This window comes from Intrasporangium mesophilum, from assembly GCF_054783095.1.
Map to the genome: position 1 here is coordinate 1 of NZ_BAAGRF010000028.1, position 15495 is coordinate 15495.

General features: G+C 68.5%; 11 protein-coding genes, 3 tRNA genes and 1 pseudogene. 11 read left to right on the forward strand and 4 right to left on the reverse strand.

Annotation, left to right across the window (positions count from 1 at the left end; all coding sequences use genetic code 11):
- The first annotated feature begins 369 nt into the window (after positions 1-369).
- The 7 genes from ACYVLP_RS19910 (at position 370) to ACYVLP_RS19940 (ending at position 6844) form a co-directional block, all read left to right on the forward strand.
- Positions 370-456: transfer RNA gene (locus ACYVLP_RS19910), tRNA-Ser, on the forward strand.
- A 487-nt stretch (positions 457-943) separates the two neighbouring features.
- Positions 944-1834 (forward strand): hypothetical protein, encoded by an 891-nt coding sequence (locus ACYVLP_RS19915; protein WP_460629066.1) that lies wholly within the window; start codon positions 944-946, stop codon positions 1832-1834.
- 206 nt (positions 1835-2040) lie between these two features.
- Positions 2041-3096 carry a hypothetical protein gene (locus tag ACYVLP_RS19920; RefSeq protein WP_460629067.1) on the forward strand — a complete coding sequence of 352 codons (1056 nt, stop codon included), beginning with the start codon at positions 2041-2043 and terminating at the stop codon, positions 3094-3096.
- Between the two features lie 299 nt (positions 3097-3395).
- Complete coding sequence (locus tag ACYVLP_RS19925; protein WP_460629068.1) at positions 3396-4418, forward strand: hypothetical protein; 1023 nt, start codon at positions 3396-3398, stop codon at positions 4416-4418.
- Positions 4419-4727: 309 nt separating this feature from the next.
- The gene (locus tag ACYVLP_RS19930; RefSeq protein ID WP_460629069.1) at positions 4728-5237 is read left to right on the forward strand and encodes a hypothetical protein; all 510 of its coding nucleotides are present in this window, start codon (positions 4728-4730) and stop codon (positions 5235-5237) included.
- Between the two features lie 243 nt (positions 5238-5480).
- Entirely contained in the window at positions 5481-6416 is a 936-nt protein-coding gene (gene folP, locus ACYVLP_RS19935; protein ID WP_460629073.1) for a dihydropteroate synthase, read from the forward strand.
- Positions 6417-6640: 224 nt separating this feature from the next.
- Positions 6641-6844: a cold-shock protein gene (locus tag ACYVLP_RS19940; protein WP_034805904.1), complete on the forward strand. Its 204-nt coding sequence runs from the start codon at positions 6641-6643 to the stop codon at positions 6842-6844.
- A 127-nt stretch (positions 6845-6971) separates the two neighbouring features.
- Here ACYVLP_RS19940 and ACYVLP_RS19945 read toward each other — a convergent pair whose 3' ends face one another.
- A complete protein-coding gene (locus tag ACYVLP_RS19945; RefSeq protein WP_460629070.1) occupies positions 6972-8510 on the reverse strand; it encodes an LCP family protein in 1539 nt (512 codons plus the stop codon).
- Between the two features lie 191 nt (positions 8511-8701).
- On the opposite strand from ACYVLP_RS19945, the gene ACYVLP_RS19950 reads away from it, so the two are divergent.
- A tRNA-Ser gene (locus ACYVLP_RS19950) sits at positions 8702-8791 on the forward strand.
- A 312-nt stretch (positions 8792-9103) separates the two neighbouring features.
- On the opposite strand, the gene ACYVLP_RS19955 is transcribed toward ACYVLP_RS19950, so the two are convergent.
- Together ACYVLP_RS19955 and ACYVLP_RS19960 are read right to left on the reverse strand one after the other, a co-directional pair.
- Complete coding sequence (locus ACYVLP_RS19955; protein WP_460629071.1) at positions 9104-9661, reverse strand: DUF6328 family protein; 558 nt, start codon at positions 9659-9661, stop codon at positions 9104-9106.
- A 196-nt stretch (positions 9662-9857) separates the two neighbouring features.
- Complete coding sequence (locus ACYVLP_RS19960; protein WP_460629074.1) at positions 9858-11705, reverse strand: phosphoenolpyruvate carboxykinase (GTP); 1848 nt, start codon at positions 11703-11705, stop codon at positions 9858-9860.
- Between the two features lie 405 nt (positions 11706-12110).
- On the opposite strand from ACYVLP_RS19960, the gene ACYVLP_RS19965 reads away from it, so the two are divergent.
- From ACYVLP_RS19965 to ACYVLP_RS19975, 3 genes are all read left to right on the forward strand, one after another.
- Positions 12111-12183, forward strand: a tRNA-Arg gene (locus ACYVLP_RS19965).
- A 352-nt stretch (positions 12184-12535) separates the two neighbouring features.
- Positions 12536-13387, forward strand: coding sequence for a formylglycine-generating enzyme family protein (locus ACYVLP_RS19970; RefSeq protein ID WP_460629075.1), 852 nt, complete (start codon positions 12536-12538; stop codon positions 13385-13387).
- Between the two features lie 173 nt (positions 13388-13560).
- Entirely contained in the window at positions 13561-15213 is a 1653-nt protein-coding gene (locus ACYVLP_RS19975) for an AMP-binding protein (RefSeq protein ID WP_460629072.1), read from the forward strand.
- Here the strand turns inward: ACYVLP_RS19975 and ACYVLP_RS19980 are convergent.
- Positions 15214-15495 (reverse strand): annotated as a pseudogene (locus tag ACYVLP_RS19980) (hypothetical protein); the annotation flags it as partial. It abuts the gene before it with no gap.

Below are 15495 nucleotides of genomic sequence, written 5' to 3' on the forward strand. Positions count from 1 at the left end.
CGCCACTCACCGGACCAGCCGGAACCCTCACCCAATCCCGGAACCCTGACGGTGATCAACCGCCGGAGTCCCTTACATGAGCGCCCCGTCACTCCCGCCCCAGGTCAGCCCTGGTCCCCCTGCGGTCGACGGAGCGCCCCGTCACTCCCGCCCCAGGTCCACCTGGGTCCCCTGCCGTCGAGTGGGCGCCCCGTCACTCCCGCCCCAGGTCTGCCCTGGGTCCCCTGCCGTCGAGTGGGCGCCCCGTCACTCCCGCCCCATGGGTCACACACATGGGGCGCGCGACAGGTGGGACGACGCGCTCACTCGACGGGGGCTCGAACCGATTCTCGGCGGCCGGTCAGGCGCCGATAGACTGCCCCGGCACCAGGAGGGCTCGCATAGTGGCCTAGTGCGGCGGTCTTGAAAACCGCTATGGGTTCACACCCATCGTGGGTTCGAATCCCACGCCCTCCGCCGGCGCGCCCCCGGCGCGGAGCGCCTTGGCGCGCCTCGGAGGGCGATGGATGAAGGGGAGCGCTGAGCCCGGGCGAGGGACGAGCCGGTATCAGCGCGGAATCCCACGTCCTCCGCCGGCGCGCCCCCGGCGAGAAGCGCCTACAGGATCCAGCCGCGGCTGGATCGGGGCGGCCCTCCACAACCGGATCGACTACGGCAGCCAGCCCGTGCTGGATCGTGTAGGGCCGCTCCGGCGACGTTCGTCCCGGTCCGGCACTGGACCGGCGTGGAGCATGCTCGCTTGCCACCGTCGCCGCTGGGCGCGCCAGGTCATGGCGACATCGACGCCTCTGGCGTGAACGCCGGATCTCCTTGACATATCGCCATTTAAAACCTAAATATGTGATCGCTCACGATACTTCCGGCGCGAAATGGATCTTTCGGTCATCGGCCTCCGAACGGCTGTGACGGTCTGTCGCTCCGGACTCCTCGGAAGGGATCACGCATGCGAGGTTCGACGTCCATCACCGCCGCCGCAGTCGGGGCAGTTCTCGTGCTCGGCGCGGCCGGGCCCGCCAGGGCAGGCGACGCGTTACGGCCCACCGTCCCAAGCCAGGGCAGCGGATCCGAGGTGACCGCGCCCGGGAAGTCCACGCCGGACAGCCAGCAGGCCCGGGAGAAGGTCGCCTCGACCGAGGCAGTCATCCGAGCGATGGCGCGTGGCGACCGGGCGGCCGCCGCCGCGGCCAACCGTGCCTACACGGCAAGGTGGGGCGGCCCAGGGCTGCACGCCGCCGGCTCTCGCGCAGCCTCACCCGAGCTGGCAGCGACGGCGGCAGCTGCCCCGGCCAGCCGGGTGCTCGCGCTCACCCAGTACGGGCAGCTCAAGAACTACTACTGCGGGCCGGCCTCCGGTTACATGATCATCCGGTACCTCCACGGCGGGGCGTTCACCAGTCGCTACGACAAGTCGAGCCTCAGCCAGGCCCACCTGGCCAACCTCAACCACATGAAAACCGACTACCGAGGCCTGACCAGCTGGGGGTACAAGGACTTCTCGCGCGGCGTCAACCGGTGGCGCGGCACCAACTGGTACGTCGAGGTCAACGCGCCTTCCGCGACTCTGGTCAAGGGCGTCTTCACCCAGTCGATCGGCATGAACGGTATGCCGTTCGCCGCCGACACGGTCGAATACCGAGGCTTGGCGCACTACAACAAGCATCCGACCGACCAGACGATCGGGCACTGGATCGTGGCCTACGGCTACTCCTCGAGCGGGGCCACGGGTTCCTGGGCCGACCCGGCGACGTCCGTCTGGACCGGTGTGATGCCCAAGTTCAGCGCGTCGACAACCGGCTTCGCGAAGTACTTGCAGACGAACGGGATCACGTACTGATGCGTCGCCGTCAGGCTGCAGCGCTGCTCGTCGGTCTTGCGATCTGTGCCGGTTGCTCGGCCCCCGCGAGCGGCCCGGCCCCGTCCAAAGCCGCATCACCCCAGCCCCCGAGCACGCCAACGTCAGAGCCTCGAGCAGGAGACGCACCAACTGCCACAAGCCTATCGATCCCTGGCGACTCGTCAGGGGCCGACGAAGCTCCGCCGGTGATTCCGACGACGCCTCTCGCGGGGAGCGTGCCGGCCAAGCCCGGGCGGGACTACTCGGTGGTCAAGGTGGTCGAGCCGGTCGGTGGAGGGCTCACCCGCGGGACGCTGTCCTTCGGCTCGAATGGCGACGTGCTTGCGTACGAAAGCCTCACGACAGCCGACGAGCGGCTAACGCCAGAGACGATCAAGTTCCTCTCCCGCAGCGGGAGGGTCGTGGCACTGTCGAGGGCCGTGCCGGAGCGGCAGTCCCCCTACGGGGACCTGGTTGGCGACACCGTGGTGTGGTGGTCGACGTCCAGCACTAACCTCTTCGTGGCCGACTGGCAGATCTGGGTGTCGCGTCATGGACGGATGGGACGGCTGCTGGCGGACTCGACGAAGGTCACCCCGGGCCGGACGCCCCCGCCGCCGAGCTACGTGCCGCTGACCACGGACGGCACCATGGCCTACTGGGAGGCACCGCGCTATGTCGGAGACCGGGCCGTCGCAGACATCATGGCCGCGCAGGTCGACGGCTCGGGCAAGCCGCGCGTCCTGGTGAAGGGAGCCAAGCTCCCGCAACCAACTCGTCAGGGCCTGTTCTATGTCCGGTCCAACGACGTCGCTCCCGATGTCACCGCCGTGGCCGGCGAGATCCGTCGGCGCGGCTCCGACGGCCGGGATGCGGTGGTCGTCTCGGTGCCATTGACTCAGGGGAAGCGCATCTCGGAGATGTGCGCCTCTAACGGACGCCTGGCCTGGACCGTCGACAACGGTGATCGTGCGGAGCTGTATGTGCGTGACGAGAAGGGCCGCACCGAGCACCGGGTGCTCAACAACGACAGCGGCGGCATTTCGCTCGCCTGCGGCAACCACTTCGTCGCCTGGGGCGGCGGCAGCGGCAGCGGCGACATGACGCAGTACGTCTGGGGCGGCCAGGGCAATCCCATCCTGCGCATCGCCGACTCGCCCGGGATGGCCTGGGTGAAAGCCTCCGGCGACCTCTTCGGTTGGTCGCATCTTTCGACGACGGACCCGAGCATGGGTGCGCTCACGATTGCGCGCCTTCGATGACCGGGGCGCCGATGCACACCACGCGGCAGCACCGTGCGTGCACAGTTCGGGCGGCAGCCCTCATCGCGGTGCTCGCGCTCTGCGGCGGTTGCTCTCCCGCGCTGGCGCCCGACTCGCCCACGACACGTTCATCCCCGTCTCCGACCGCGCCGTCGTCAGCACCTCGGACTGCACGTGCCCCAACCACCACCAGCCCGCCGGCCCCGGACGACGCCTCTGGGACCGACCAGCCGTCACCGGCCCCTCCGAACGTGCCGCTGGCGGGGAGCGTGCCGGCCAGGCCGGGACGGGACTACACGGTGGTCAAGGTGGTTGGCCCGGCCGCCGGCGGAGGGCTGACCCGCGCGGCCTCGACCTTCGGGTCGAACGGCGACGTGCTCGCCGACGACTTCGTCATGACGAACGACGAACGGATCACTCCCCAGACGGTCAAGCTCCTCAGGCGCAATGGGAAGGTCACCGCTCTGTCGAAGGCTGTGCCGGACCGACAGAACACTAGCGGGGACGTGGTCGGGGACACCGTGGTGTGGTGGTCGACGGCAGACATCAAGACCGGATTCGAATGGCAGCTCTGGGTGTCGCGACATGGTCGGATGGGGCGACTGCTCGCGGACTCGACGAAGGTGACACCCGGCCAGACGCCCTGGCCTCTGAGCAACGCGCCGCTGGCCACGGACGGGACCACCGTCTACTGGGAGGCGCCACGCTACCTCGGGGACCAGCCGGTTGAGGACCTCACGACCGCCCGGGTGGTCTCGGATGTCCTGGCTGCCCGGGTCGACGGCTCGGGCAAGCCGCGCGTCCTGGTGAAGGGAGCCAAGCTCCCGCAACCAACTCGTGAGGGCCTGTTCTATGTCCGGTCCAACGACGTCGCTCCCGATGTCACCGCCGTGGCCGGCGAGATCCGTCGGCGCGGCTCCGACGGCCGGGATGAGGTGGTCGTCTCGGTCCCCCTGACGCAAGGGAAGGGGATTTCGGACATGTGCGCCTCAGTCGGCAGACTGGCCTGGGCCGTCGACAACGGCGGTCGTATCGAGCTGTATGTACGCGACGAGAAAGGCCGCACCGAACACCTTGTCCTCAACAACGACGGCGGTGGCATCTCGCTGGCCTGTGGCGACCACTTCGTCGCCTGGGGCGGCGGCAGCGGCTTCGGCGACATGACCCAGTACGTCTGGGCCGGCCGTGGCAAGCCCATCCTGCGCATCGACAACTCGCCCGGGATGGCCTGGGTGGACGCTTCCGGCGAGCTGTTCGGGTGGTGGCACCACACGAAGACGGACCCGGGCATGGGGGCGCTTACGATCGCCCGCCTTCGATGACCGGCGGGGCGATGCACACTGTGCGACGACGCCGTGCGCGCACAGGTCTGGCGGCGGTGGGTCCTCCGTCACCGAATCCGGCCAGCTACCACCTCTGACGGAGGTCTGGCGGCTGAGACAGCGGTCACGATCTGATGGGTGGCCCGTCTGGATCCGTGGAGGCACCGCAGGATCGGATGGTCTGACCGCGCGACTGGGCAACCACCTGGTCCGGCCCGCGGTTGCAGCTCCAGTCATGTCACGGAGCAGCCGACACCCGCCCGAAGGGCAGGCCGTCGGCTCGGACCGATCATTCCAGGAGGATTTGAGTTGCGTACCAGACGAACCGCAAGCATCCTGGCCGGCGCGGCACTCGCGTTGGGCCTCGGAGTCGCGACCGGGGTTCCGGCGAACGCGGCCGGAACGCTGTACACGTGCAACACGTACGACGGAAGCCAGCTCAGCATGCCGCTGGGCGCGAGAGTCGAGGCGTGCACGGTGCAGACCGGCGTGTACTTCCAGACCCGGGTGACAGTTGACCCGGGCTCGTTCGCATTCTTCGACCTCGGCTACGCGAACCTGACCTGGTCGGGCAAGAAGAATGGTGGCTCCATCGCGGGAGCCACCGGCACGTCCTCCTCGCAGCGGGGGAACTCCGTGCTCAACGGCAAGTGGTCCGGCTACGTCATGTTCTCCAAGACGTACAAGGGAGCCGTGGGCGACTACGTCCAGTTCCTCAACAAGGTGGTGATCCCCGTCAACCCAGCGGGTCCCACAGTCATGAGCGACGTCGTGATCTACCCGGTCTGGTCGCCCACCGTCCGGCTGACCGCAACGTAGTTCCGCATACGGGGGCATGATGAAGGGCTTCGGAGTGGCCTCCGAAGCCCTTTGATCAACCTTGGCAGACCATCCGCGGCCCAACCGGGAGCGGGGCCGGGCCGACGGATGACGTCTGCAAACTCATGGTAACAGTTCGGCAACCATGGCCGCGACAGAGGTTGACCATGCGATCACTACGTGAGATACGACAGTGTGACCAGACATACCGGCTCGGATCCCGCGCCGCAGACCGCCGAGATCCTGAGCCGCCTGGCCCCGCTCGACCTGCCCACGCCCGCGCCGCTGGTGCTCCGGGGGCGACGGTTCGACGCTGCGCGGCCCGCCGTCATGGCCATCGTCAACCGCACCCGCGACTCCTTCTTCAGCGGCAACCGGCACTCCGACCTCGAGTCCGCGAAGGCCGCCCTGACTGCGGCAGTGGAGCAGGGGGCGGACCTGGTCGACGTCGGAGGCGTCCGCGCCGGCCAGGAAGGTGAGGTCGTCGACGCCGACGAGGAGATCCGCCGGGTCGTGCCATACCTCGAGTGGGCGCGCACCGAACATCCGGACGTGATCCTCAGCCTCGACACGTGGCGGTCCGAGGTGGCCCGTGCGGCCGAAGGCACCGTCGACCTCGTCAACGACACGTGGGCCGGCTACGACCCCCGCCTGGTCCGCGTCGCCGCGCAGATCGGTGCGGGGTACGTCATCTCACATACCGGAGGACTGCCGCCCCGGACCGACCCCGTCGACGTCACCTACGGCGACGACGCGCTCGACGTCGTCCGAGACGTCATTGGCACCCTCGCCGAGGGTGCTCGCGTGGCCGAGCAGGCCGGCATACCCCGGGAGCGGATCCTCGTCGACCCGACGCTGGACTTCGGCAAGACCACGACCCACTCGCTCGAGGTCCTGCGGCATACGGCCGACGTCGTCGCTCTGAAATACCCTGTCCTGCAAGCGATGTCGCGGAAGGACTTCGTCGGCGAGTCGCTCGACCTGCCGGCCGAGGAGCGCCTCGAAGGGTCGCTCGCCGCGACGGCGGTGGCCGCGTGGCTGGGGGCGACGGTGTTCCGGGCGCACGACGTCCAGGCCACCCGGAGAGTGCTCGACATGGTGGCGACCATCCGCGGCGAACGGGCTCCACAGCTCGCCCGGCGAGGCACGAAGGACGACCGTTCAGCGAACTCGCAGTGAACGAGGCAAAGTCACGCAACTTCCAACAGGCTGACGCGCGAGTAGTCTGCTAGGTTCGTCGCGGTTGCAGTTGCAGTTCCTCGCAGTCGAGTAGGTGCCCGTCATCAACCGATGACGGGATTCGTTTCGACGGCGACGAGTTCGCTCGTCGTGGTGGATCAAGGCGGCAGCTTGGGACGCGCGAGGTGCGGGTCCCACACGCTAAAGAAGGAAGAGTTACCCGTATGGCACAGGGCACCGTCAAGTGGTTCAACGCTGAGAAGGGCTTTGGTTTCATCGCCCAGGACGGCGGCGGCCCCGACGTTTTCGTCCACTACTCGGCCATCCAGACGAACGGCTACCGTTCGCTGGACGAGGCACAGCGTGTCGAGTTCGAGGTCACGCAGGGTCCGAAGGGCCCGCAGGCCGACGCAGTTCGCCCGCTCTGATCACGTGAGATCACCGCAACGAGCGACACACTTCTAGTCGTTTGTGCAAAGCCCCCCGGCCAGTCTGGCCGGGGGGCTTTGTTATGCCGTGAGCCGGGTGCGCGAGGCGCCAGCAGCGTCGCGCGCCTCAGCAGGTCTCGTACGACGTCGTCGAGGAGCCCGACGGGGTCTTGGTCTTGGACGGCGTCGACGTCGAGGTGGACGTGCTCGTCGAGGTCGAGCTGGGCTTGGGCTTCGGCGGTGCGATCGCCTTGTCGATGAGGGTGCGCACCAGGTCGTAGTCGGGGTCGCTGGAGAAGACGCCCTGCGACGAGGTGAGTGCGACGCTGGTGATCTTGGCCTTCTGGACGCGCTCGACGAGTTCGACGAAGGCCGGGAGGTTCTGGGCCGGGATGTCGGTGTAGATGTTGTCCTTCGCGATCCTGGCGATCTCCGGATACTTGCCCACCATTTCGGCGGGGTTAACCTGCTGCACGATCGCCTGGACCACGCAGCGCTGGCGCATCTGCCTGAAGGTGTCGCTGTCGGCGGCGCGGGTCCGGGCGTACCAGAGGGAGTGCCAGCCGTCGAGGTGCTGCAGGCCGGGGGTGAAGTAGCCGTGGACCCCGATGATCCGACCGTCGGGAGCGTGCTCGCCGCCGATCGTCAGCTTGGTGCCGTAGCCGCTCAGCTTGACGTTGATGTTGAGGCCGCCCATCGCGTCGATGAGCTGTGAGAAGCCCTTGAGGTCGATGACGACCATCTGGTCGACCTTGAGCCCGGTGATCTCCTGGACTGCGCCACGGATCTCGACGCGGCCGGGAATCTCGTCCTTGGGGTACGCGCCGGGGTGGCTCTTCGCATAGTTGGTCGCGTCCATGTAGAGGTTGGTCAGCATGCACTGGCCGGCGCCCTGGTCGCACCTGCTGTCGGGCTGGCCGAACTTGCCGGATGGGTAGAGGGCCCGCAGCGGGCTGTCCGGAGCGAGTGGCGCGTTGAGCAGGTTGCGCGGCATCGAGATGAGGGCGGTGCGACCGGTCTTGGTGTCGATGCTCGCGAGGATCATCGAGTCGGTGCGGATGCCGACGCGGTCGGAGCCGGCGTCGGAGCCGAGCATGAGGATGTTGACCCGCGCCTGGCTGGCCCACGGGTCCTCGCCCTCGGCGACCTGGGCGCCCTGGCCCGGCTTGCTCGGGGTGTTGCCGAAGACGGAGGTCACGGTGCTCTGGGTGATCGAGGCGTACTCGGCCACCTTGAAGGAGCAGGCGGCGACGCCGAAGACCATGATCGTCGTGAAGGCGGCCAGCATGCGCGTGCGGGTGCGGTCGAGACGGGTCGGTCGGGACTGGACGGCCGTGAGGATGATCGAGGCGCACCACAGGAGGCCACCGACGACGAACGCCACGACGAGGGTCTGCAGGAGGGTGGGGCGGGCGACGACCGACAGGGCGGCGTTGGTCACGCCCGTCGTCAGCACGTAGTACGTGGTCCCCGCCACGGCCAGGATCGTGATGATGAGCAGGAACCAGCCCATCTTGCGGCTACGCGTCTGAGTCAGGCCGGCCCCAGGAACGACGGTGCCGAGAGCCGTGAGCCCGAGCGCACGACGAAAGCCCGACTTGAGCTCACGACGCAACGTCTCGCGGGTCGCGGCTGATGCCGAACCGCGCGCATACGGGTTGGTCATGGAGTCCTCTCTCATCGGCTCGCGCGCACGAGCCGCCAGCACATTGTGCCCTGACTCCCTGTTAGATACCTCATCGGCGGCCCAAAGTGCGAACCGAGTGCTCACCCCGGTTTGGGCCCACCCACGGCATGCCGGTAGCCTGTGTCCGCTCACGCATCCCGTCGCCGTAGGGTGCGGTTCGTCGTGGGCACGGAGGCGTCGCATAGTGGCCTAGTGCGCCCGCCTGCTAAGCGGGTTGAGGATAAAACCTCTCGCGGGTTCAAATCCCGCCGCCTCCGCCAATGAGTAAGTGGCCCGCCCCCCGGAGCGAAGCGGAGTGGGGGCGGGCCACTTACTCATTGAACGAGCACGTGGGATTTGGGAGGAGCTCGCGAGGCGCCGAGGAACGAGGCGGGTCACGAGCGACGGCTCCCGCCGCCTCCCGCCAGCTCCCGCCGCCTCCCGCCGCCTCCCGCCGCCTCCCGGCATCCCGCCGCCTCCCGGCATCCACCGCTCGAGTCGACCGGTCAGATCGTCCCGCACCGCCTTGCGCGCTGCGTGACCGGTGGGACGGGTGGGACCGAGTGCTCACTCGACGTGGGGGGATGGGTGTCTCAGCCTGGCTCTCGTCGACGACGGTGGCGTTGCCGGATCGGCAGCCCCACCCACAGCCCGAGTGCCAGCAACGCCAGCAGACCGCCGAGCGCGAACGCGATGTGGTGCGACACCAGCACGTCGAGCACGAGGACGACGCCACCGATGATCCCGACGGCGAGCGCGGCCAGGCCGATCCCGATCAGCCGGTCGGTGTGCTCGACAACGAAGTCCTTGAGCCCTTCGCGGAACAGCAGCCGGTGCATCGCGACGGGCGCCATGAAGACGAACACGGACACCGCGGCGGCGATCAGGGTCACGAGGTACACGCCGCGCTGCAGGCTCGTCAGGGTGGTGAAGCGCTGCTGGAACGGGATGGTCAGCAGGAACGCGAAGAGGATCTGGACGCCGGTCTGCGCGATCCGCAGCTCCTGGAGCTGCTCGTTGTAGTTGCGGTCGAGCCGCTGCCCCTCCGTCTCGTCCCGGTCGTACGTTCGCATGTCGCCCATGCCGTAGAAGTACCCGACCGCGGCCCACCTGCGACACGTCGCGTATGCGGTGGGGTCGGCCAGCGGCATACCCGCGGGGTGTGCCGGGACAGGCAGGGCAGCCAGCGCGCGTTTGCCGTGGGGCCTGGCCAGGCGGCATACCCCGGCGGGTCCGGGGCGGTCGTCGCGTGGTGGGAGACACGAGCGAGAGCCCGGCACCGTTGAAGGTGCCGGGCCCCGCATCACGTCGTCCGTCGCTCGCCGGCAGCGGGCGGCGGACCATTCCTCACTGCGCGGTGACCCGCGCCTTGAGGCCGTCCAGCTCGGCCCAGAGCTCGGCGGGGAGCTGGTCGCCGAACCTGGAGAACCACTCCTCGATGAGGGGCAGCTCCTGCTCCCAGTCGGACGCGTTGACGGCGATCGCCTTGGCGACCGAGTCCTCGGACAGGTCCAGGCCCTCGACGTCCAGAGCGCCGGGGGTGGGCACGAGCCCGATGGGGGTCTCGACCGCGTCTGCCTCGCCGTCGAGGCGCTCGATGACCCACTTGAGGACGCGGCTGTTGTCGCCGAAGCCGGGCCACAGGAACGAACCGTCCTGCTCGTCGCGGCGGAACCAGTTGACCCCGAAGATCCGCGGGAGCTTGGACGCGTCCGCGCTCTTGCCGATCTGCAGCCAGTGGTTCATGTAGTCCCCGGCGTGGTAGCCGATGAACGGCAGCATCGCCATCGGGTCGCGCCGCACGACACCGACCGCGCCGGTCGCGGCCGCGGTGGTCTCGGAGCTCAGGGTCGCGCCGATGAAGGTGCCGTGGGTCCAGTCGCGCGACTCGTAGACGAGCGGGACCGTGGTCTTGCGGCGGCCACCGAAGAGGATCGCGTCGATCGGGACGCCGTCGGGGTTGTCGTACTCGGGCGCGATCATCGGGCACTGCTTGGCCGGGGTGCAGAACCGGCTGTTCGGGTGGGCGGCCTTCTCGCCGGCCTGCCCGTCGGCGGGCGTCCAGTCCTTGCCGAGCCAGGAGGTCAGGTGCGCCGGGGGCTCGTCGGTCATGCCCTCCCACCAGACGTCTCCGTCGTCGGTCAGGGCGACGTTGGTGAAGACCGAGTTGCCCTTGGCGATGGTGGCCATCGCGTTGGGGTTGGTCGACTCGCCGGTGCCGGGAGCGACACCGAACAGGCCGAACTCGGGGTTCACGGCATACAGGCGACCGTCTTCACCGAAGCGCATCCAGGCGATGTCGTCGCCGACCATCTCGGCCTTCCAGCCGGGGATCGTCGGGTTGATCATCGCCAGGTTCGTCTTGCCGCAGGCGCTCGGGAACGCCGCGGCGATGTAGTGGACCCGGCCCTTGGGCGAGGTCAGCTTGAGGATGAGCATGTGCTCGGCCATCCAGCCCTCGTCGCGGGCGATCGCCGACGCGATCCGCAGGCTGTAGCACTTCTTGCCCAGCAGCGCGTTGCCGCCGTAGCCGGAGCCGTAGCTCCAGATCGTGCGCTCCTCGGGGAAGTGGACGATGTACTTGGTGTCCGAGCAGGGCCACGCCACGTCGGCCTGGCCCTCGGCCAGCGGCGCCCCGACCGAGTGCAGCGCCGGCACGTATGCCGCGTCCGTGTCCTCGATCTTGCGCAGCACCGTGTCGCCGCAGCGGGCCATGACCAGCATCGAGACGACGACGTAGGCGGAGTCGGTGATCTCCACGCCGAACATCGGGACCTTGGCGTCAAGGTGACCCATGACGAACGGGATGACGTACATCGTGCGGCCCTGCATGGAGCCGCGGTACAGCTCCGTCATGACCGCCTTCATCTGCGCCGGCGCCATCCAGTTGTTGGTCGGCCCGGCGTCCTTCTCCTCGACGGAGCAGATGTACGTGCGGTCCTCGACGCGGGCGACGTCGCTCGGGTCGCTCGCGCAGTAGAAGGAGTTCGGCTTCTTGCTCTCGTCGAGCCGCACGAACGTGCCGGACTCGACCAGCTGGTCCGTCAGCTCGGTCCACTCGTCCTTGCTGCCGGTGATCCAGCGGATGTCACGCGGCTGCGTCAGCTCGGCAACCTCCGCGACCCACGCGGCCAGGCCCGCGTGCGTCGTATGTGTGTGCTGTGTCTCATGGGTGGTGGTCAACTTCGGGCCCATCCCTTCGCGCGCGGTGCCGCCCGGCACCACGTCGTGCCGGTTAGAACTGCCCACCAGGCGGGTCCGGGGCGGCTCCCGATAGGGGCCGCAGGTGTCCACATGGTGAACAGATGACGTGATGGCTTCACCGTACGCGCTGGCCGACTTGCCGTTGACCGCCTGCGGGCTGACCAGCGGTGAGACGCCTCACAACGGCCTGTCGCCGCAAGAAATTCGACGGTCGGCTGTCGGTTTCTTGCAGGATTTTCAGTGCCGGATGGTGGGAGCGTTCACATGTCCGAGGAGTACCCCGACCGCGTCCGGCGGCCGTGCGTGGCATAGGGTGAGGGCGCTGCCGATTTCGTGGAACGGGACCCCAGGCGCTATGGTTTCTCCTCGTTCCACTGACGTGAGTCGGTGGCACCTGCACCCGTAGCTCAACGGATAGAGCATCTGACTACGGATCAGAAGGTTAGGGGTTCGAATCCCTTCGGGTGCGCACTGTGTTGAGACAGTAACCAAGGCCCTGACCAGCGGAGACGCCGGTCAGGGCCTTGCGCTTTGTCCGGCCTCGTCGGCGGGGTCGAACCGGTCGGTAACGCTCTCCGGTCCCTCTGCGATGGAGGTATCGCGAGGGCTGCAGCTGGACCCCCGAGCAGTCTGCAGCCCTCGCCCTGAAGGAAGTCGCGCCGGTGCTCACCCTCCCGTCACGGGCACCGGCGGCTTCCTGACCCCGACTCGGGTCCGCGAATCCTGACGGCGCTGCGTGACTGTTGGCGGGTACCGTGCGAGGCGTGACGACGCGCGTAGGTCTCACGGACCTGGTCGAGGTGCCGGGCGGCACCTTCACCATGGGATCCGACCGCTTCTACCCCGACGAGGGGCCGGTTCACGACGAGACCGTGGGCGTGCTGGGCGTGGAGCGCCATCCGGTGACCAACGCGCAGTTCGCCAGGTTCGTGGCCGAGACCGGGCACGTCACCGTCGCGGAGCGCCCGCTCGACCCGGCGCTCTACCCAGGGGTGGCAGCCGAGGACCTCCTGCCGGGCGCTCTCGCGTTCCGGCCGACACCTGGGCCGGTGGATCTCAGCGACTGGCGGCAGTGGTGGACCTGGGCGCCGGGCGCGACGTGGCGGGAGCCGTTCGGGCCGGGCAGCTCGGTCGAGGGCCGGGATGACCACCCGGTCGTGCAGGTGGCCTTCGAGGACGCGTCGGCGTATGCCGCATGGGCCGGTCGGCGCCTGCCCACCGAGGCGGAGTGGGAGCACGCGGCAGGCGGGGGCACCGGGTCGACCTACGCCTGGGGCGACGAGGTCCGGCCCGGGGGCCGGCTGATGGCCAACACTTGGCAGGGCCAGTTCCCATACCTCAACACCGGCGCCGACGGGTGGGTCGGCACATCGCCGGTCGGGTCCTTCCCGGCCAACCGAGCCGGACTCCTCGACATGATCGGCAACGTGTGGGAGTGGACGACGACCACCTATGCCGAGCGGCACGTCGTCACTCACGCCTGCTGCGCGCCCAGGCACCCCATGGCGGAGCCGGCCTCGTCGACAGATCCCTCGGTGCGCAAGGCGCTCAAGGGCGGCTCGCATCTCTGCGCGCCGGAGTACTGCCTGCGCTACCGGCCGGCGGCCCGCTCGCCGCAGTCGCTCGACACCTCGACGACGCACATCGGCTTCCGCTGCGTGGTCGACGGCTGACGAGCTGCTGTCGTCTCCTCCGCCTCACGCGAACTCGGGCGCGCCCCCGCGCGTGACGGCATACGCCGCCGGGTCTGTGAGTTGGATCCGATCAGGGCCGCATGTCTTGCGGGGCTAGCCTCCCGGGAGTTGGGTGAGGGAAGACCGTCCACGCCGCACGTCCGGAGGCACCGATGACCGCTGTCCAGACCGACCCGACGACCGGGCTCGACCCGACGCTCTCGCACACGCGTGGCGAGTCCGACCCGCCGCTCATCGAGCAGACCATCGGCGACAACTTCGACTCCACGGTCGCGCGGTTCCCTGAGCGGGAGGCGCTTGTCGACGTGCAGCAGGGACGGAGATGGACGTATGCCGCTCTGCGTGACGACGTGGACACGCTCGCGCGCGCTCTGCTGGCCGGTGGAGTGGGCAGGGGCGACCGGGTGGGGATCTGGGCGCCGAACTGCTGGCAGTGGACGCTCGTGCAGTACGCGACGGCGAAGATCGGCGCGATCCTGGTCAACATCAACCCGGCATATCGCGCGCACGAGCTGCAGTACGTACTCGGGCAGGCCGGGATCTCTCTGCTGGTGGCGGCTGAGTCGTTCAAGACGAGCAACTACCGCGAGATGGTCGACGAGGTGCGCGAACAGGTCCCGGGCCTGTCGCGGGTCGTCTACATCGGCACGCCCGACTGGGACGCGCTGGTGGCGCGCGGGGGCGAGGTGTCCGGTGACGAGCTGGCGCGGGTCCAGAGCAGCCTGAGCAACACGGACCCGATCAACATCCAGTACACCTCTGGCACCACGGGATTCCCCAAAGGTGCCACGCTGTCCCACCGCAACATCCTCAACAACGGCTACTTCGTCGGGGAGCTGTGCACCTACACCGAGGCGGACCGGGTCTGTATCCCGGTGCCGTTCTACCACTGCTTCGGGATGGTGATGGGCAACCTTGCGTGCACCTCGCACGGGGCGTGCATGGTCATCCCGGCGCCCGGGTTCGACCCGGCCCTGACCCTGCAGGCGGTGCAGGACGAGAAGTGCACGTCGCTCTACGGGGTGCCGACGATGTTCATCGCCGAGTGGAACCTGCCGAACTTCGCTGACTACGACCTGTCGTCGGTGCGGACCGGGATCATGGCCGGCTCGCCGTGTCCGGCCGAGCTGATGAAGAAGCTCATCGCGTCCGGGATCGAGGAGATGACGATCTGCTACGGCATGACCGAGACCTCGCCGGTGTCCACGCAGAACCGGACGGACGACACGTTCGAGCAGAAGGTCGCCACGGTCGGCCGGGTCGGGCCGCACCTGCAGATCAAGATCGCCGACCCGGCGACGGGCGAGACGCTGCCTCGCGGGAATGCCGGCGAGTTCATGACCAAGGGGTACTCGGTCATGCTCGGCTACTGGGAGCAGCCGGACAAGACAGCGGAGGCTGTAGTCGATGGGTGGATGCACACGGGTGACATCGGCGTGATGCACGAGGACGGCTATGTCGAGATCACCGGCCGGATCAAGGACATGGTCATCCGGGGCGGTGAGAACGTCTATCCACGCGAGATCGAGGAGTTCCTCTACACGCACCCGGACATCCTGGACGCGCAGGTCATCGGTGTGCCTGACGAGAAGTACGGCGAGGAGCTGTGCGCCTGGATCCGGATGAAGGACGGCACGACGCCGCTGACCGCGGAGTCGCTGCGGGCGTTCTGCGACGGCAAGCTGGCGCACTACAAGATCCCGCGCTATGTCGAGATCGTCGACGAGTTCCCGATGACCGTGACGGGGAAGGTGCGCAAGGTCGAGATGCGCGAGACGACCGCGAGGAAGCTCGGCCTGGTCTGACTAGAAAGGCGGATCGTCCTCGGGCGGCCCCGTCGGAGGACGTGCGTCTCGCTCCACATCCGGCGTGGCCGCGCTCGTCGAGCTGCGCTGGCGCGGGCCGGAGCTCGGCTCGCCTTGGCACGCCTTGTTGTGCGGCTCGTCCGGATGCGGGCCGGTGTCGGCGTTTGATGGGTGTGGGTCGGCTGCGCGGTGGTGTTCGAGCCAGTCTTTGGGGTGGGTGGTGTAGGTGCGTCCGGCGGCGGTGGTCCAGGTGAGGGTGCCGATGTCGGGGTCGCGATCGGT